Origin of the sequence: Enterovibrio paralichthyis (assembly GCF_019209835.1) — a bacterium.
GTDB classification, from domain to species: Bacteria; Pseudomonadota; Gammaproteobacteria; order Enterobacterales; family Vibrionaceae; genus Enterovibrio; species Enterovibrio paralichthyis.
Window position 1 is genome coordinate 279,702 of sequence record NZ_JAHUTS010000003.1, and the last position, 19,777, is coordinate 299,478.

14 protein-coding genes and 1 pseudogene are annotated in these 19,777 nt (G+C 51.7%); 2 read left to right on the plus strand and 13 right to left on the minus strand.

What is annotated here, in order from left to right:
- Positions 1-136: 136 nt before the first annotated feature.
- The 10 genes from KU854_RS24785 to yfcC form a co-directional block, all read right to left on the minus strand.
- A complete protein-coding gene (locus KU854_RS24785; RefSeq protein WP_255555430.1) occupies positions 137-976 on the minus strand; it encodes a response regulator in 840 nt (279 codons plus the stop codon).
- Entirely contained in the window at positions 976-3,204 is a 2,229-nt protein-coding gene (locus KU854_RS05515; protein ID WP_255555431.1) for a PAS domain S-box protein, read from the minus strand. The genes KU854_RS24785 and KU854_RS05515 overlap by 1 nt, the downstream gene beginning before the upstream one ends.
- Before the next feature lie 57 nt (positions 3,205-3,261).
- The gene (locus KU854_RS05520; RefSeq protein WP_218357448.1) at positions 3,262-4,818 is read right to left on the minus strand and encodes a SpoIIE family protein phosphatase; all 1,557 of its coding nucleotides are present in this window, start codon (positions 4,816-4,818) and stop codon (positions 3,262-3,264) included.
- Positions 4,819-4,821: 3 nt separating this feature from the next.
- Positions 4,822-5,529 carry a P-loop NTPase family protein gene (locus KU854_RS05525; protein ID WP_054779154.1) on the minus strand — a complete coding sequence of 236 codons (708 nt, stop codon included), beginning with the start codon at positions 5,527-5,529 and terminating at the stop codon, positions 4,822-4,824.
- Complete coding sequence (locus KU854_RS05530; protein WP_218357449.1) at positions 5,529-7,628, minus strand: SLBB domain-containing protein; 2,100 nt, start codon at positions 7,626-7,628, stop codon at positions 5,529-5,531. The genes KU854_RS05525 and KU854_RS05530 overlap by 1 nt, the downstream gene beginning before the upstream one ends.
- Positions 7,625-8,431 (minus strand): OmpA family protein, encoded by an 807-nt coding sequence (locus tag KU854_RS05535; RefSeq protein WP_054779155.1) that lies wholly within the window; start codon positions 8,429-8,431, stop codon positions 7,625-7,627. The genes KU854_RS05530 and KU854_RS05535 overlap by 4 nt, the downstream gene beginning before the upstream one ends.
- Before the next feature lie 26 nt (positions 8,432-8,457).
- Positions 8,458-8,784, minus strand: coding sequence for an STAS domain-containing protein (locus tag KU854_RS05540; protein ID WP_054779156.1), 327 nt, complete (start codon positions 8,782-8,784; stop codon positions 8,458-8,460).
- Between the two features lie 286 nt (positions 8,785-9,070).
- On the minus strand, positions 9,071-10,576 hold the full coding sequence (locus KU854_RS05545; RefSeq protein WP_218357450.1) for an O-antigen ligase family protein: 1,506 nt from the start codon (positions 10,574-10,576) through the stop codon (positions 9,071-9,073).
- Between the two features lie 180 nt (positions 10,577-10,756).
- Positions 10,757-11,773, minus strand: a complete 1,017-nt coding sequence (locus tag KU854_RS05550; protein ID WP_218357451.1) for a succinylglutamate desuccinylase/aspartoacylase family protein — start codon at positions 11,771-11,773, stop codon at positions 10,757-10,759.
- Positions 11,774-12,133: 360 nt separating this feature from the next.
- The gene (yfcC, locus tag KU854_RS05555) at positions 12,134-13,663 is read right to left on the minus strand and encodes a putative basic amino acid antiporter YfcC (protein WP_418885837.1); all 1,530 of its coding nucleotides are present in this window, start codon (positions 13,661-13,663) and stop codon (positions 12,134-12,136) included.
- 374 nt (positions 13,664-14,037) lie between these two features.
- Here yfcC and KU854_RS05560 point away from each other — a divergent pair, with 374 nt between their 5' ends.
- On the plus strand, positions 14,038-15,621 hold the full coding sequence (locus KU854_RS05560; RefSeq protein WP_218357452.1) for an alkaline phosphatase D family protein: 1,584 nt from the start codon (positions 14,038-14,040) through the stop codon (positions 15,619-15,621).
- Between the two features lie 176 nt (positions 15,622-15,797).
- Positions 15,798-17,864 carry a plasmid pRiA4b ORF-3 family protein gene (locus KU854_RS05565; RefSeq protein WP_218357453.1) on the plus strand — a complete coding sequence of 689 codons (2,067 nt, stop codon included), beginning with the start codon at positions 15,798-15,800 and terminating at the stop codon, positions 17,862-17,864.
- Between the two features lie 394 nt (positions 17,865-18,258).
- Here KU854_RS05565 and KU854_RS25040 read toward each other — a convergent pair.
- The 3 genes and pseudogenes from KU854_RS25040 to KU854_RS05580 form a co-directional block, all read right to left on the minus strand.
- Positions 18,259-18,861, minus strand: a pseudogene (locus KU854_RS25040) (HipA N-terminal domain-containing protein); the annotation flags it as partial.
- On the minus strand, positions 18,854-19,144 hold the full coding sequence (locus KU854_RS05575; RefSeq protein ID WP_218357454.1) for a helix-turn-helix domain-containing protein: 291 nt from the start codon (positions 19,142-19,144) through the stop codon (positions 18,854-18,856). The pseudogene KU854_RS25040 and the gene KU854_RS05575, both read right to left, overlap by 8 nt.
- 201 nt (positions 19,145-19,345) lie before the next feature.
- Positions 19,346-19,777: a hypothetical protein gene (locus KU854_RS05580; protein WP_218357455.1), complete on the minus strand. Its 432-nt coding sequence runs from the start codon at positions 19,775-19,777 to the stop codon at positions 19,346-19,348.

Here is a 19,777-nt window from a genome sequence, read left to right on the forward strand (position 1 = left end):
CGTTTGCCTTGATACCGACTGCCACTACAGTAATAGGCGACGTAAGTTGTTGTGTTTAGGTATAAATTGTAAGTCAGATTTTTTCCCTTACCATCTAAATCGGCGGGAATTGTGGACGTTAGAACAGTATGCGATATCAGTTTGTGCTTGTGGTAAAGCCTTGAACTGAACGCGCTTCCAGCGCTGCGAAAGAGGCATCGGCCACTTGCCTGATATCACCGGCCTGGCTGACAGCGTCGTCATAACGTTGCTGCAGGCAGCTTTTTTCAATTTCCCGGCAATAGCTGCACAGGTGACTATTACCGTGTGCGCCAGCACTGCTACCAAGGGTATGGGCTTCGAATTCGATCGCATAATAGTCTTTGTCTTCAGCGGCCTGTGCGATCTTGTCAATCCGCACTTTGGCGTCGCGGATGTAGAATTCCAGCAACTGTGGCACCACGTCAGGCGAGGTGTCGGCTGCCAACCGCATAAGGATCGCTTCGTTCACTATTGGCTCTTCTTCTTGCGGCATAATCCCAGCATTGTCGTCCACCGTTTGGATACTGTCTCTGTTTGCTGAACTTCCTAAGGCGGGGTCGTCGTTTGTCAGAGTAGTGGTGACCGGCTCAGATTTACTGGGCGGACGGGGTTGCCAGCGGGATAAGCACTCCATGATGGACTGGCGGGTAAAGGGTTTGGAGACAAAGTCATCCATACCCAGATTGATAAAGTGTTCTCTGTCTCCCCGCAGTGCGTGGGCGGTCAGGGCGATAATGATAACGTCTTTTGCTGACGTCGGTAGCGCCCGGATATGCTTGGTTGCTTCCATGCCGTCCATGCCTGGCATGGAAATGTCCATCAGCACAATGTCGTAGGGAATGCTGGATACCGCTTCGACCGCTTCTTTCCCATTGCTGACAATATCGACCGACAGCCCGGATAATTCGAGCATAGTACGAAGCACCATCTGATTGGCAGGATTGTCTTCCGCCATCAGGATACGCAGATCCTTCGCGATCTCCGTCGTGTCCGTATCTGTTGGTGACGGGGGCTGATAGTCAGCTTCATCGCGACATTAAGAGTCATGGTCGCGGTGAAAATTGAACCTTCACCCAGCTCGCTGACCACGGAAATTTCACCATCCATCAGATTGACCAGTTGCTGGCAAATAGCCAGTCCCAGCCCGCTGCCTTCGTGGCTGCGGTTGTAGCTGGACTCTGCCATGGTGAACTCTTCAAACAGGGTTGGGATGTGTTTGGCATCGATACCGATCCCTGTGTCGACCACATCGATTTTCAGCTTGGCTGACAAGGGGTGACGGTGGATACAGCTTATCTTGACCTGCACACTGCCTGCGCTGGTGTATTTCACGGCGTTGGAAAGCAGGTTCAGCAAAATCTGGCGGATACGGTCTCCATCACCTTCTAGGTATCGCGGCACGTCATCGGCGATGCGTGATGTCAGGCTCAGGTTCTTTTTTTCTGCCTGTGGGTAGACGATATCGACGGTCTGTCCGAACAGTTCATACATGTCGAATATGGTGTTTTCGAGGGAAAGCTTTCCGGCTTCCATTTTGGAAAAGTCGAGAATGTCGTTAATGATGCCGAGAAGCAGTTCACCGGAGCCACGTGCTGTATTAACCAGCTTGCGTTGTAACTCATTTAGCTCCGTCTCCTTTAGCAAGCCCAATACCCCAAGTACACCGTTCATTGGTGTGCGGATTTCGTGGCTCATGGCGGCAAGAAAGCGGCTTTTAGCACGGTTAGCGTTTTCTGCTGACTGTTGCGCTTCAAGCAGGTTGGCTTCGTAGCGTTTTTGGTCGGTTAAATCATAGAAATGTGCGACGTAGTGGCTGAGCACATCTTTCTCATCGGTCACGGAAACAATCGAGAGATGTACCGGGATCTCGTATCCCTCTTTGTGGCGGAAAGGCATTTCCCCTTCCCAGCTCCCTTTCTTGTGCAACATCCGCCATACCTGTTTGTGAAAACGGCTGTCTTTGGCATTGGTCATCAGGGAGCGGGGTTTTTCACCAATAACCTCTCTGGCACTGTACCCCGTGATGTTTGAAAAAGCCGGGTTGCTGCGAATGATACGGCCAAGGTTATCGGCAATAAAAACGGGCTGCGCAGTTTCAAACGCACGGGCAGCAATTTTCATTTCTGTCTGGTTTTGCAGCTGTTTTGATATATCCCGGATATAGGAAACGAAGAGATGCCCCTTTACTGTTTTGGCGGCGGAAATGGAAATCTCGATGGGAAATTCAGTGCCATTGCGGCGCATGGCGGTGAGCTCAATCCGTTTGTTGAGTACCACACTCTTGCCGGTTTCCAGAAACCGCTTCATGCCATTTTTGTGCATCTCGCGCATGGCAGGTGGGATAATGGTTTCAGCCATGGTCTTTCCGACAATGTCTTTGCGTTTCCAGCCAAATATCTGCTCTGCCACCGGGCTGAATTCCACAATGGTATCGTCATCGCTGGCAACAATAATGGCATCGTGTGAGGCTTTATAAATGGCTTCACTTTGCTCCTCAATAAGACGCGCTTCGCTGTAGGAGTATTGTTGTTCCCGCAATGAGTTGTAGAGCTGACTGTAACTCTTCTCCAACCGGTTTTGTAAGTCGGCAACCTGGCAAACCGTCTGGTCGATGTCTTCGAAAAAACCCAGATTGGTATTTGCGGTGGTCTGGCCTTGTGGCGTGGTGAGTTTCTTCAGGCGTTGCAATGGGCGCAGGGCAAGAATAATCATGGCGAGAATGACTAGCACTGCCAGCAAGGCGATGCCAATTGTACTGACCACGGCAAGTTGCCCCAGTGTGCCAGTGAGCGAGTGGAAGGAGCCTGACTGAAACCCAACGGTGGCATTGACATCTTCCAGAGCGCTGTTTTCGAGATACAGTGGCACAGTAATCACATTGTGATTGGGGTTTGCCGGTACGTGTGCATGAGCCAGAATGTCTTTTCCATGCTCAATCGTCAGGTAGACAATGCCTGCCCTGTCGATAATGTCTTCGGCCAGCAACTGAAGACCATCGAAATCCTTTCTCTCCAGATAGGGCTTACTTGCCATTGTCACCAACTGGGATATGTGATCTTCAAGACGATAGAGATCTGACTGGTGTTCTCGCTGAAGGAATGAGGTGGACACCATCATAGTGGTCAGAAGGATCACGACGAATAAAAAGGCAGTGATGAAAACGGTTTTAATTCTGATTTTCAAACCGAACCTCGCAATCCTGTGCTGAAAATGGGTGTCTCACTTTTGAGGCGTCTAGTTTCAGTCTAGTCCAGTTACGGCATATTCCCCTTGCCATTCGAGCAAAATGATAGTTGCGTCATCTCTGTGCCAATCCCCTTTTGTATCAAAAACTTGCATCACACGCTCGACGGATTCATCCAGAGGGAGTGACGAGGTGATTTGCAGCATTTCAACCACATCATGTTCGAGCTTCTGGCGGTCTTCCTGCGTTTCCGCCGCTTCAAATAAACCGTCGGTGTAGAGTGCGATCCGCTCGCCCGGTTGAAGCTGAAGTGATAACGGAATGTATTCTGCGCCGTAGAGCACGCCCGGTAGAATGCCGCCCACATCGAGAAAGCGGCTGCCGTTTGGAGTGATGAGGATTGGAGCTGGGTGACCGGCAGATGCAAGGCTGATGGTGCCGTTATCGAACATGGATACAGAGCAGCAGGTCAGGATAACCTGGGACAATAAGTTGTCTTCCATCGCGCAATCTGACAAGCGGTTGAGCAGGTTGGCAGATGGGGAGTCGTTGTCTTCAAGGTGGAACATCAAACCGCGCAGGTAGCCGCCATAGGCATAGGAAAAGAATTTGGCCGCGACATCGTGCCCCATGATGTCTACCAGATTCACCATCAAGTAATTGGCGGTGTCGCGGTGCAATACGACATCGCCGCCGCCAATTCCGGTATTGCGCGTGGCAAGTGCTGTTTTCCAGTTATGGGACAGGGAGGGCAGGGATGGTGTGAGCCCCTGCGTGATGCGCTGGTTCACCTTGTCGGTGAGCTGGCGGTATATCTGCTCTGAGCGGTGAAGCACGCGGCGCGCACTTTGCAGTAAGGCGGATTTGCTGACCGGTTTCACCAGATAGTCGTCGATGCCCAGTCCGAGGGCATTATCGCGGATATCCGGGCTGTCTGCATACGTGAGGAAAATAAACGGAGTCAGCAAGGTATTGGTGTGGTTGTGCAGGGCTTTTTTCAGGCTGATGCCATCCATGCCAGGCATACGGATATCTGAAATCACCAAATCCACACTGTGGGTGGTGAGATAGTTAAGTGCCGTCTCGCCATTTTCAGCTTCCACGACATGGAACGCGCTGGAGAGATAAGCGGTGATCAGGCGTCGCTGGCTGTCGTCATCTTCCACAATCAGAATGCTGGGCTTGGTTGCGGCCACCTGTTGGATCTTCCATTTCAGGGTCAGGCGGTTTTCAGTGAACGTGGTACGGTGAGTGTATTCCACTTCGTCGGTCATGCTCTGGATCAGTGCCAGACCGCGCCCCCCTTCTTTTTCTTCAAAGGTATCCAGGGACTGTACCCTTTCCGGCAAGGTCGGATCCCAAGATTGCCCATCATCATTGAGGTGCAAAAGCCATTTACCGTCGCTGCATTCCAGACAGACATCGATAAAGGTTGGCATGGGGTCTGTGTGCTCCAGCAGGTTGGCGGTGGCTTCGGAATAGCAAAGCTGGATCTTATTAGAAAGTTGGTCGCTGACCCCTCGCGCTTTCAGGGTCTGCGCGATCATTTTCCGCGTCTGGCTGACGCGTTCCAACGTGGCTGGGCGACAGGTTTCGTGAACAACAGAGACCATGGCTTAAATCTCCAGCGGCAGCAGATGGCTGTTAAAAATGGCTTTACGAAGACGCTGCGTCAGCCTTGGGAACCGCTTCGCCAGCCTGTCCACTTCCCGCAGGATTTCCGATCTGAGCGACGGGTTGTTCATGTCATTCATCACGCAGCCGAGCAGGTGTGCACCGGAGTCATGGAGCTTTTTCACTGATTCTGACGCCTGCGCTTCGGTCGTCTGCCCGGACATCACCACCAGAATGGTGCCGTCTGCCGCGGCTGCTACCCGCTCGGGCGGAATATTGTTGGCGTTAAGGCGTGATACCGGAGAGGTGTCGAAAATGATCAGGTCGTAGTCCTTGCGCCATTGCTCGACGTAGGTTTCCAGCGAGCCGGGACGACGCAGCTCCATAATGGTTTCCCGCTTTGAAGGGGCAATAATGCCGGTGAAAAAGGCATTTTCATCTTTGATCCCGACCAGCTCAGGGTTGGGCAGGAAATGGTTGTCGTAGGTAGTGACTGTCATGCCCTGGCTGACAAGGCTTGGATGATAAAGGTTAAGGTCGACAACCAGTGTCGACTGGCCAGCCAGCAAAGAGCGGTGGGCAATCGCGGCTGCCAGTGACGTGACACCTTCACCCGCTTCTGTGGCCGTGATCGCCAGTGTTTTGTAGTCGTTACGTACAACCTGAAAATAGATGCGTTCAATTTCGAGGTTTAACGGCGAAATAATCATTACAACACTCCTATCAGGGCTGCGATACCGGCCATTTGGAACAAATCAGTAATGCCCTGGCGGATTTTTTCGGCGGTGCTTTCTTCCTTGTTGGGCACGTATACCGTGTCACCAACCCGTAAGACGGGAAGATCCTGGAAGCGGGCAGTACGGCTGAATTCAGACAGGTTGAACGTGCGTGCCTGGTCACGGCAGCAAGAAAGGTTCACCACGGTGATTTTCTCGATGTAGGCGTTGTTGGATGGGCCTCCGGCTTCCGCCAGCAAGTCGAGAATCGTCATGTGATCGTCAAAGCTGTAGCGGCCCGGGCGGTTGACCGCGCCAAGCACGCGCACGGTTTCTTCTTTCGGTTTATCGAGCCAGTTACGATCTTTTTCCGGTACATAGATGGTGTCGCCAATGTTCACATCGGGCAGCAGGTTTGAATCGCCGGTTTCAAAGAACAGGGCGAGGTTCAGGCGGCTGACCCGCGCCGTTTTGCCGTCCAGATGAGTAATGCGGATGTTATGCAGGTCGGCATTCTGGGTAGGGCCATCAGCGGCGGAAAGGATATCGAGAAAATGCATTTGCTCGGTGAAGCGGTAGCGCCCAGGCGCACCCACCTGACCGAACACATAAATGGAGCTGTCCGAGCTTTGGCGAACCCATTTGGATTTGTTGTCTGACGGGTCATCGGGCAAATCATGCACCCGAATGGTGGAGCCAGCGCGGATCATTGGCAGTTCGGAATCCGGACGGCCTTCTTTGATAAAGGTATCGAGGTTGAACACGGTGGCCTTGGTGCGGTCGCCACCAAGCGGTGTCACCACCTCGATTTTGCTGGTATCTGCGCGGGATGTGGGGCCGCCGACATGAGCGAGCAGATCCAGCAGTGACATTTCATCAGACCATTCCACGCGGCTTGGGCGCACCACTTCCCCGAGGACTCGTACGGCGCGATCCGGTGCGACTTTGAGCCAGGACTTCTCATTCAGGTCGAGTTTTTCCGGAACAAAAATGGCGTCACCGGGTTTGATGGGTGGCAGTGGGCCGCGCATTTTGCCTTCAGAGAACAGGGATAAATCGAACGGTACCGTGCTGCCGTCGCGGCGGATAAGGCGTATTTGGCGGCTGTCGGCAAAGCGGTTGGGGCCACCGGCGTTGGCAAGAATATCAATCAGGTTGGCGTTGTCTTTACCCTCATACGCGCCGGGTTTGGCGACTTCCCCCATGACATAAACGGTATTGGATCCGGCTTTGATCTCTTCTTCCTGTTTTGGCACGAAGATAGTAGCCCCTTCCACAATGTTGGGCAGCAAGGTTTCGTCACCGGAGTCGAGGTAGAGTTTAAGGTCGAATATTTTCGGCTCGTTGTCTGAGATGACACGGATTTGCTCGACGGCGGCGTAACGGGTGACACCCCCTGCCCGCATCAGCAAATCCACCAGGTTGTTTTCATCTTTCGACGAGAAACTGCCGGGTCGCAGTACTTCGCCAAACACCTTTATGGCTTTTCTGTCTTCAGCAGCATCGCCAGCGTCCGGCAGCTTGGACGGGTCAAAGCTTTGCTCGACATTGCCAATCATGGGGGAGGCGGGAATAAACAGGGTGTCGAGGGATTTAAGGGCTGGCAGCAGGCTGGCGTCCCCGGTATCGAGGAATTTCTTGTAGTCAAAGGTAGTGACTTTCTCGCCGCGGCGCAGCTGGAACCTGTCGAGCTGTGCGCCGGGGCGCAGGCCACCGGCGGCATAAAGCGCCATTTGGATAGAGGCATTCTGGCCAAGGGTGAACTCACCGGGCTCCATCACATAGCCCTGAATAGTGACCAGCAACTGGCGTTTGCTGACAAACACCTGCAGGGAGGAAAGGTCGCGGATGACGGAGCCAAGCGTTTCACGCACGGCGTTGCCAAGCTCTGTTTCTGTCATGCCTTCCGCGTTGATCATGCCCACTTCTGGCAGGGTGAGGCGTCCCTGGCGGTCAATCTGGAACTCCTGGTTCAGGCTCACTTCGCCCGGCAGCATAATGGCAATCTGGTCGCCAACCTGCACTTTGTAGCCGTTTGCGTTGACAAAGAAGGCGGCGGTCAATGTCATGAAAAGCAGTAAAATCCGTATCATTGTGCACCTCCTGCATCACTTCCCGTGGCGGTTTCCACCAGTTCGATAGATACCCGGCGGTTAACCAACCGGTCTTGCGGCGCTTTCCCTTCAAACAGCGGATCTGCCGCACCGACCGCAGCGACTGTGATACGTGAAGGAGCCAGTCCAAATATTTGCAGATAACGTTTTACCTGATTGGCACGGGCGAGGGAGAGTTTCTGGTTGGCACTTTCATTGCCGATGGCATCGGCGTGGCCTGTGACGTGCAGGCTGTATTGCGGCAGGTCACGGAGCAGGTGTGCCGCTTCTGCCAAGTGGCCCATGTATTTGGGGTTCACTTCCGGCGAGTTGAATGCAAACTGGTTGTCGACGTTGAGCAGGGCGTAAATTTCCGCAGCGAGGTCTGCAACATTGTTGTAACCCATTGCATTGCTTGGGGTGCAGGCGCCGCTGCGTTTGACGGCGTCCAACTGCTTTTCAAGGCGCTCTAGCGCAGCGCGTTGGATGATGATGTCGTTCGCCGCATCAAACTCCAACCCACCATGCAATTCACGCACGATGCGATCTTGCATGCGCCGCGCCTGAAGGACGGTAGCGGGAAAGCAAAGCTCCGCACCTTCCAGTACCAGTACATCGAGGTGGCGCGCAGCCAGTTCCCACTCAAACCGCAACCCGTGCTCGGGGCCGAGCGGTTCACCGGCCATAACAGGGGACAGGGATGAATAGTGTGATTCAGCCATGCCCCCCTGACCTTGGTCAGGAAACATTGAACAACCCGATGTTACCGCTATCGAGATGGCGAGAGTGAGGAACTTTCTCATACCGTATCCCTGTTGGTGGCTTTCGATTATTGGGTGGTTTCTGCTGCTTCCACCGCGATTGCGCTGTTAATGCGCAGCAACTTGATAATTTCCATTGGTTGGCCGTGCACGTCTGACAGCGAAAGGGTATGCCCCTTGGCTTTAAGGCGCTTGAACAGAAAAACGATGGCACCGATGCCGGAACTGTCGAGGAAGTCAACTTCACCAAGGTTCATGGTGATGTCGCTTTTCAGCTCCGTGGTCACCAGATCATCCAGTTCGGTCTGGACTTTGCTGCAACCGTGGGCGTCCATGTCTCCGCGAACAACGAGAAGCAGAGTGTTATCAGGCTGGTGGATGCGTTCAATCTGCATTTTTGTTTCCTCATCAGTTTGGGTATGAGGGATAAAGCGAGTTTCATGCCACTATTTATTTTTGTTTAAATACATAGGGATAAGGCTAAGTGTCGCTCGCTGGACTCATGCTTTTCTCATTCTGACAGTAGAAATGAGAAATCGGTTTGGCGAAATAATTCCGGACAGAGAGACCTGTGCGTGTACATATTTCCGTTCGTATTCTTATTTATAAGATAGAGGGGAAAACTCACTTGCGTGAGGCTGGAAGGGCAATGTTGAAAGGATTTTTGTGGGAGTTTGAGCGCTATCGTCGCCGTGACCCGTAAGGGGGTACCCGCTTCACATTTTCCTGTGTGTTTTCATCACCCTCATTTCCTGCATCGTGATTGGATTGGTTGCGTTTTTGCGTGTTGTCAGCTTCCTGTAAAGCAACATAGCGTGCAACCGAGGCCGTGAGTGCCGTCAGTATGTAGATAGGCCAGGTAAAGCCTTGGGTCAGGAAGGTGCCGGAGACACAGAAGGCAATCACACCGGAGTAGAGCCCTTCAGAGATACAGCGTATAACCGGTGGGTAGATTTCTCTTTTCTGCATCACCACATCGGTGGTTCTTTTGGCGGAGAAGAAAATGGTTAGCGTCATCACCATAAACGCAATCAGGCCAAGGAAGCCGGTTTCTCCCAGCACCCCAAACCAGGTGCTGTGCACGGCATGGTTCAGGCCATCCCAATGGGGGGAATAGAAGAAATAGTTGAAGTAAAAGTTGTTGATGCCGACACCGGATATCGGGTTATCGACCGCCATTAAAAACGCCGCTTCCCACGCATAAAGCCTGCCTTGGGCTGAGGCATCCAACCCTTCTTCTGCCGCGCCGCCAGACTTGCGCCCGCTGATCCCGGCGGCGACAAACAGTATTGCCATCACAATGCCGCCGCCAATAAACAGCAAGGCTTTTGATTGCACCCGCCGCCAGGCCAGCACACCCACGGCAGACATGATGCCGAGTAATCCGCCACGGCTTTGGGTGGCGATAATGGCAGAAAAAATGGCGATAGCGGCGAGAAAGCCGACAAAGCGGACTTTTTTCGACAGGCCGGGCGTCATCACAATGCTGATGGTAAATGAGAAGGGAAACAGCAGCACCAGCGCCAGATCGTTGGGGTCACCGAGCACGGAACCCAGCTCGCGGCCGACGGTAACACGGGTTTCTTCCACCAGTCCGATACCATTGATTTTGTTCATCAGGGTCACAAAAGCGACGGCGCAGCCGGACACGGTGATCATGATTAAGGTGTTTCGGTAGTGCTTGAGGTCGGTAAGTAGCCACGCCAAAGCGGGTGTCATGATGCCGATTTTGACGTAGATGTTTTTAAAGTAGGCGATGGCTTCGCCGATGTTACTCGCCAGCGGGATACCAATCACCACCAGGGCAAAGAAGGCATAGAAGGTGTTTAATTCCTTAGAAGCATACATTTTCAGTTTGCCGCTGATAGCAATGTGCCAAGCCAGTGTGGTCAGGGTGCCGAGTGAAAGCAGCAGCGGGATTTTCAGCGAGTAGAGCTGGGGAAAGGCTTCATGGAGGCGGAAAAACGAGAAGGCAATGAACATCAGCCCTAGCAGCACAGGCTGGGAAAGGGTGATCAGAATAGCGAGGGGGACAATGCCTATCGCCACCGGTATCACCGGATGGGGGATCACATACCAGACCATGCAGGACAGCCCCACGAACAACGCGGTGGCGTGAACGAAATGTGTTTTCACGCGCTTGAGCATCAACAGGCGTTGTTCATTGAGCCAGTGTAAGATCTGCATGCTTCCGTCTCTGGGTTCTTGTAACGGTGACCACAGCAAGCAGTGTGCCATCAGGCTCAGGCTCGGTTTAACGCAGGGAAAACGAGGGGAAGCAAAAAATGAAGATAAAAAAATCGCGCTTCAACAGCGCGATTTTCCGATTTTGCATGTCAATTCGACACACTGGCGTCTGACTGGCTATCAGTGCTTGATGCTATTTTCCGGATGGATAAGACGAACAACCAGCGAGCCTGCTGCACGGATAGATTCGACGTTATGGCTCAACACTACACCGTCGCAAGGCGCCAGATACTGGTGTTCTTCGACACCGAAGCTGTCGTATTGCACCGCCAGCAATTGATCTTTCTCTACGGTCTGCATCAGGCTCACCTGTGGCAGGACAAAGCCGCCTTGCTCCGCGCGCAGGCTGGTGACCTGGCTGCTTTCAATCGCTGGGCGAACTGCTTCCACTTCGCCTTCAATCAGGCCGTAGTGGGTGAAAATATTGAATGCGCCAGCGACGGTACGTGCCACCATTTCGCTGTCCGTATAACGGCCAACACCGGCTTCAACGGTGATGCTTGGAATGCCGTTCTGGTTCCATACCGTCTCCAGTACACCCGCTTCGCCTGGATCGTCCAGAATCGCATCCGGGTTCATCAGGCGCGCCATGTTCACCGCGTCAGCAACACGGAAATCCGCGAACACATACAGAGGGTAAACCGTGCCAGACGTCTGGGTGTGCAGGTCAATGGCCAGCTCTGCATTGGATTTCAGCAGGTTGTGCCAGATGCTGTGCAGGTAACGCTGAGGCTCGTTGCCGTTGGCGTTGCCCGGAAAATGACGGTTCAGGTTACCGCAGGAAACATCTGGATCAGACGAAAAGAAGTCGCGGCTGTGGTGCAGCATGCCGCTCAGGTTAATGGTAGGAACGATAGTAATCGAGCCATTCAGCGCCTTGCCACGCAGCCCGCGTGCAATCGCCTGAGCAGCCAGCACACCATTGTATTCATCACCGTGAACACCGGCGGTTACCACAATGTGTTTGCCCGCTTCTTTACCCTTAAATACCCAAACCGGCAGGTGTTGCCATTGCGCCAGCGCATCGGTTGCTGCACGGAACCAGAACTTGTGCTCTCCGGCATCCAGTTCTTTCACATCCAGTGCACAAATCACTGGCAACCCGTCGATTTTGTTTCCGTCGATAAACTTCGTCATTGTCATCTTTCTTATTTTTTTAGCCGTTCAGTACGACAAAATTTAAAAAGGCGAGATATACCCAAACGACCTGACGATGCTCGCATTCAGAGGTCATCAATGCGTTCAATTCGAGGCAAATTTCACGAGGAATAGTCGTTCTATTTCCGTGGAATTTAACGAAGAAGTGGGCGCATTGATGTCCTCCCTTCGGGCGAGTTGACTGATGCCGTGCTCTTTGTTGTTCCTTTTTGATGGAGATGACTACACCTACAAAGGAACGCCGCGATCACAACACCAGTCAATCTCGCTGAATACAGCATCTTCAGGTTGTTTGGGTATAAATATCCCGCCTTTCATTGTTTCTTTTACTCTATGAGCTTACGCGAAGTCGGTGAGATGTGCACCTACAACGACCACACTCGCAATAATGAACAGCAACACCATGAAGCGCCAAACAAACTTCGCCCAGTTACCCCAGTCGATACGGCACACACCCAGTGTTGCCATCAGCGATGCTGAAGTCGGTACGATGATGTTGGTAAAGCCATCGCCCAGCTGGAATGCCAGAACCGCTACCTGACGGCTGATGCCAGCGATATCAGAAAGCGGTGCCAGCAGAGGCATGGTCAGCGCTGCCTGGCCTGAACCAGAGGTCACAAAGAAGTTGAACACAGACTGGAACACATACATCAGCCACGCTGCTACCGCAGAAGGCAGGGCACTGATGGTGCTGCCCGCGTTGTGCAGGATGGTGTTCAGTACGCTTGCTTCTTCGGAGCCACCGCCCAGCATCAGCAACACGCCCTTTGCACAGCCAACCAGCAGTGCCGGAGCCAGCATGATGCCTGCGCCTTCTTTGAAGGAGCTTGCCACGTCATTCATGGTCATGTCGTTCAGCTTGAAGATGACTGCGATAATTGCGACCACAAAGCCCATGGTGAAGAACTGGGACGCGATTTCTGGAATGTACCAAGCGTGTGCGACAACGCCCCAAACAACCCAAACCGTGGTTGCCAGAACGGTCAGGATCACCAGAGTATCGCCCAGACCCCAACGGGATTCAGTTTCTTCCTGTGACTTGTTCTTCAGGTACGCGTCAGACTGGAAGCTGTAAGAGGCTTTCGGGTTGGCTTTGATTTTTGCCGCGTACATCATGGTGAATGCGATACCCACCAGCGTGAAGCCTGCCCACATTACCATACGGAATGTCATGCCAGACAGAACCGGCACGCCCGCGATGCCCTGGGCGATCGCCACGGAGAATGGGTTCATCCACGACGTTGCGAAACCGACCTGAGTTGCTACGTAAGTGACCATCACAGTGGTGATGCCGTCGTAGCCCAAACGCACCATCAGCGGGGCGATGATAATGGCAAACGCAACGGCTTCTTCACCCATGCCGAATACGGCACCGCCCAATGAGAACAGCAAGAACAGAACCGGGATAAACAGCGCTTCGCTGCCTTTGGTTTTGTCGATCAGTTTCAGGATGCCGTTATCAATGGTGCCGGTGCGCATCACAATGCCGAATGCACCGCCGATGATCAGCATAAACATGATGACGCCGATCGCTGAACCCCACTTCGAGCCTGAAACCAGACCTTCAAACGGGAAGTTCATCAAGCCGATGCCGCCGCCAGACGCGAAAAACTTAACCGGGTTGTAAACCGTGTCGCCATTCTCGTCGGTTACCAGACGGAAAGATTCAGGGTTAATGACCGTGCGCGTTTTTTCTGCGCCGTCGACCATGAAGGTCACTTGCTGGCTGTCGAACTGGCCGACCGGAATAAGGTAAGTCATCGCCGCAGCGAACAGACCCACGAAAAAGATCAGGATAAGCGTATCCGGCATCTGCCATTTACTTGGGCGGGATACACCTTCCTGTGTTTCAACATGTGTTTGAGACATTCCATCATTCTCAAGAAAAAAGGAGGCATAAAATGTCTTAAAATCCGAATAAAAAGTCAATTCAAATTGTTATTGGTAGCAATATATTCAGTTAATATTTATTTCAGCTCAATTTACAGAATTTAGTTTTGTTTGAATTTTGAACAATGGGCGGCAGGTTGCGTGGCGCTTTACAGAAGCCGTGAAAACTTGCCATTAAGTCTAGAAATCGAGACGATTTTGTAACCCACTGACACTGCATAACTTTTCAATTTCGCCTTTTCGCTGTCACAAAGCCGACATGCGCCTTTATCCAATTCGTCGCTTTTGCTCTCTAAGCTTTTTCTCTTGGCGTTTCAGCCACGGTCAGTTAGCAAACGAAAAGGATTATCGAAATGTCTGAAAAAGCGAAAAGCGGGATCAATCGCCGCCATTTTATCGCGGGCACAGCCGCCGCGTCCGGCACCCTGTTGTTGGGCGGTGTTGCACCAGCCTTTGCGCGGGGCGATACCAACCGCCCTTCAATGCCTTATGGAGTCGCCAGTGGTGATGTTTCGCAGGGGCAAGCCATGATTTGGTCATCGGCAGATTCCCCAGCCCAGATGTGGGTCGACGTTTCCTACTACGAAGATTTTCGCAAATTTATCACGCTGCAAGGCCCGAATGCGTTGGCTGAAACCGGCTTTGCCAGCAAACTTGCCCTTACCGATCTCGCGCCGGGGCAGAAAGTGTTTTACCGCGTGCGTTACCAGTCGCTAAAGGATTGGCAGGTGTGGGGAGAGCCGGTTGTGGGCTCGTTCAGTACGCCTCCCGCCATTGCATCCAACATCCGTTTTCTTTGGTCAGGCGATACGGCAGGGCAAGGCTGGGGTATCAATGAGGAGTGGGGCGGGATGCGCATCTACGAAACCATGCGCCAGACCAAACCGGATTTCTTCATTCACTGTGGCGACACCATTTACGCCGATGGCCCAATTAAGGCTGAAGTGAAACTGGATAACGGCGACGTGTGGAAAAACGTCGTGACGCCGGAGAAATCCAAAGTGGCGGAAACCTTGCAGGAGTTCCGTGGCAACTTTGCGTACAACCTGATGGATAAAAACGTGCGCGCCTTCAATCAGGAGGTGCCGATGATTGTGCAGTGGGATGACCATGAAACCGTTAACAACTGGTATCCGGCAGAAGTGTTGAATGACCCGCGTTACCAGAACGAACAAAGTGTCGCCCTGCTTTCTGCCCGCGCCCGCCGCGCCTTCTTTGAAATGAACCCGATCCGCAGCTCGGCCACCGACCCTCAACGCATCTACCGAAAATTCCATTACGGCCCATTGCTGGATGTGTTTGCCATCGACATGCGCAGCTACCGTGGTGATAACGGTGCCAACAACCAGACCACGGCATCGGCTGAGACAGCGTTCCTTGGCAGCAAGCAGATTCTTTGGCTCAAGCAGCAACTGCTGGCCTCCAAAGCCACCTGGAAGGTGATTGCATCTGATATGCCCATAGGCATGATTGTTTATGACGACTGGAAGAACAAATCCACGTTCGAAAACCTTGCCAACGGCGATGGAGCGCCGAAAGGGCGTGAGCTGGAAATGGTTGAGTTGCTGCGCTTTATCAAACAGAACCGGATTGAAAACGTGGTCTGGCTGACAGCCGATGTGCACTACACCGCCGCCCATTACTACGACCCAGACAAAGCGCAGTTCCAGGATTTCACGCCATTCTACGAGTTTGTCTCCGGCCCCCTGAATGCCGGCACATTCGGCCCCAACGACATGGATAACACCTTCGGCCCACAGGTGCTCTACAGCAAGCACCCTGAAGGCGGTAAGGTAAACCTGCCTCCTTCTGCCGGCTTGCAGTTCTTTGGTCAGGTCGATATCGATGCAGAATCAGAGGAAATGACAGTCACGCTGAAAGATTTGGCGGGAAGCAGCTTGTATTCGAAGAAATTGACGCCGGTTAAACAGGCGTAGTGGGAATGCGTTGCCTAAGCGAGATAAAGGTGTGGTGTTTCGTCACACCTTTTTCGCTGGTCTAAATTGTGGTTCTGGCAGATAGACGCGATTTGTGTCAACGTCGTATTTTGATGCCGAAATGGGAGCCAACACCCCTAAAGGCAATCCCTATTACTCTCTTGACGGACACTACTATGTTGACACCGGAAGTGCTGGTTGGCGCTATTTTAAACTACCTCTCCCAACCTGAGTCCTCACGAAAACTGACCTCAGAACAACTTGAATGGTTTCGGGATCCTGAAAATGTATTTGGGTTGCTCTCAGTCGTGCTCAGTGTGCCTGATCATATTGCCAATGAAATGAGCGAAGGCATCTATCCGTGGGTGGATGCCGCAGTCAATGAGTTGGCGACGACGATGCGCAAGATGCCATCACCAGTAAAAGCGGAAATTTGCGCAGCTCTCGAGCAGGTGATAGAAGAATTGGACGAAGAGGGTGTGCTTTGTGAGCGTATCTTTATGCATACCCTGACTTCTTTGAAACGCAATCAAATTTCCCTTTCGTTGGATGTGCCCGCATTAATGGCGAAAGACTACGGCGGTAATGTAGCGCCACTTTTTGCTGCTGAAGCCCCAGATTTTCATGACTTGTTAAGCTCAGACTCGATTGAGACTGGCTTTGACTTTTTTGAGTTGTTTGAACAAGGCGCATCACTTCTTCCGCCGGAAGCCTATCCTTCACTGTTCGGTGCGGCGCTGCAGTATTCATGGGGTGTCGATTCGCTGCTATTGATGACACAGTACTTTGAAGAACCTGTTTCTCTGGCTTGCGCAGAACAGTTAGACGCTATGGAGCCCGAAAAATGGAAGGCGCTAACCCAACCTTCGTTGTTGACCTTGTGTGCTCGATTTAATCGCCACCCGTCAATTTCAGAGTTCTTTACCCGATGGCAAAAACAGGTAATGAAAGCAGGTAAAGCCAGTAAGCCTGTCAAAGTAAAAGCGCTCTATTCGACGCTGGTGGATGGCGCAGATTGCGTCAATATGATTGCTTCAATCAACCTCAATGGTGAACCTTGCACCTTGAGTTTCATGTTTGATTTCAATGTTGGGGTACGGGAAAGCCTTTTACATGTTGCGCCAGAACTTTCAGTTAGTCAGTTTATCAAGCAAGTCAGCAACGAAGTTGGCTTCACCCAGCTCTCCCCAGATGCATTGGCATCCATACTGCCATGGGTGTTGTCAGTCAACGTGCAGCAGGGCACACCGGTAGACATTGCATCATTTTATTGGATATCAATGTTGCCTCCTGAATGGATAGCACCTCAACCATTTTCATTGGATTCTTGGTGTGAAGCACTTTCATTCGCACCGGATGCGAAACGACAGGAAATGCACCGCAAGTGGGGTGGACCCTACGACTCAATGCTAGGAAACTGGATAGCACCAGAGCCTGTCGTGTCCATCGCTAAAGAAGCAAAAGACCTCCTTCGCGGCTATTACTACAAAGAACCCGTCCGCTTTCAGGCACGCCTTACATATTGTGCAGCCGTGGCGGCATTGGGCAAGAAGCCCGATTTTCGTGCACGTGATAAGTATCTAGATATGGCTTGCGCACTAGACGAAAAAGGGCTGATACGGAAGAAGTTCGATTTATTTGAATGGCTTGCTACTGAAAGTTTTAACGATTATCAGAATTACCTTGCAGACAGTTTACTCGAGCAACTGCCACCGAAGATGGGATTGACGATAAAAGTGGAACTGGAAGGAGCACGTCCAAAGATTTGGCGGCGACTCCAGGTAAGCAATCAAGTGACCTTGGATGAGTTGGATTCTATATTGCAGACAGCAATGGGATGGGACTTTGCGCATAGCTCTGGGTTTGAACAGCATGGGCAATGGTTTAACGAAGAACAAAGCGAGTTGCTGTGTGTCGGCCATTTGTTAGCCGAGGCAGGAGATAGTCTCAACTACATCTACGATTTTGGCGACAACTGGCAGCACAAAATTACGCTTGAAAAAGTGTCGACCAAAGTCAATACAGTACCAAAAGTCACGGCTGGTAATGGTGGCTGCCCGGCTGAGGATTGTGGAGGCATAGAGGAATGGAATCATCTGTTAGCGATCCGCACACAACCTGAAATCGATGAGGAGGACTTGGAAAAACTCGAGTGGGCCAACTTGTTACCTGAAGATGATCTCCCTGCATTTGACAAGGTGGCAGCAAACGAAAGTCTTCAAGCGCTATTCTCCTACGAATAGCAGCACCATCGCTGAAAGATGAGTTGCGGCGACTTGTCGCCGCACTTACTAGCGATTCAAACCGATCCTAGTTTAGTCAAAGTGCGTAACTCTCTTCTTTTCAAATCGAAGTGTCGGCTCTGGTCTGAACTAGCACATTTTAGCCTTGCGGCTCAGGTTGCCTTTTATGACATGTTTAAAACAACACTAAACTGAGTCTGGCTACATGGCGCTTCAATGAAAGCGCCACTTTTCACCTAGCCTCCGGATGACTAGCGAGGCTTATAATAGTTCGCTCATTTCCGGGATAACTTCGGCAATTTCAATTAGGCGCTCGCACTGTTCTCGTGTCAGTTCTATGCAAAGTTCGATGTGACGGATCTCGTCCTTATCGATACCTTGGTTCACCGTATGTGCCAATGCGTTCCGCTAATGTCATGCAAAAAAACTCATTCACAGCGATGCAGGGGGCTCTCCCGTTTTCGAACTTGAGGATGTAGTTAGAGCAAAGATCCCCTTCTCCAAACCCCCATTCATCATTGTTCCGTAACAAGTTCAGTTTGCTTTGTACGCCAGCGACAGATAGTCGGATTTTGCCGTCCCAAAAAACTAATGGATCCATGCTGTGCTCAAGACGTCTGGCTAACTCATCTTCGGGCACAAGGCGAAAGCGTGTCTCTATAGGTTGTGCTCCCGAGTCGCGAAATGATAATGCTCCTGATGTTTCTGCGCCCATCGCGCGCACTAGGCCGAACGTATTGTTTCTAGAAATTGTCGTGCTTTCGCATAGCTGCCGGAGAGAGTCTCCTTCTGGCAATAGATTTCTGAGGTAGTTTTCAATGCTGCGAGAAGGCGCGCTGTCATCAAAGGGTATGTGCGGGGAAATAGGGAAGCCTACCTGCTTTCATTTCTCTTCATAGCGAAACGAAAATTCAGTTTCGGTGCCTACAGGCAGGGACAGTGTGCCGACCTTGGTGTTTTTGCCTATATAAATATCCAAGGTTTGAGTTCTATTCATACCAACCGTCTTCCTCTGCGAGCTTTGTTTTCAGTTTTTTGTTTGAAGAGCCAAGTAGCGCGGCAATGTCGACAATCTTTAAAGACAATCCAAGCAAGTCCAAGACAGTTAGCAGGTTAGAAAGCGTGACGTTAGCATCACCTTTTTCCATTCGCATTATGGTTCGCCGTGAAAGGTCGGCTTTTTCAGCGAGATCCTCTATGCGCCAAGTCAACTGAGTGCGCTTGGCGCGGATCGCCAGCCCTAACGTGATCATGTTGAATTCAACATTCAGGTTTGGCATGGGTTCCGCTTTTACTGCTTTTCCTTTTCTTTTAAGTGACATATATGGCCTATTAATTGGTTTTGCCCCAAGGCTTTTTCTATATGTTAAATATAAGTCACTTTAAGAGGTGTTGGGAGAGTAGAATCGTCAAAAGTGACAAATATGACACATGACAGGTGTGTGAAGGTTGATTGTGTATAAAAGTGCCAAATATGGCACTTAAAGGCTGCGGTCGCACAGTGATTCTTCGCTAGCAAACACGCGCCAACTGGTTTTGGCGGATTGGTAAGATTCACTGTGGCAAGGTACGTAGTCGGCTTTGTTGATTCGGTACTCAAGGTTGATGCGTGTTATAACGGCAAACAAACAAGCGGTGGCGACGATGCATCCGATGGTTTTCCACCACCTTCCGTAGCTCTGGGGGTTCCTTTTGGGGTGAGTCATTTGGTGGACGCCAGTTGCGATGATCCCGGCCATCAAAAAGGGGGTGGTAACCAGCACTGCATGGTTTATCAGTGACAACAGCTTTACCTTATCAGGCAGTGCAGTGAAGGGTTGTATAATTGCGTCAAGGAAGCCCAACGCAAAGCAAGCCGCACCAATTGCTGCCAACAGTGCGATAGTGAGCAGTTGCATAGTTCGATGATTCAC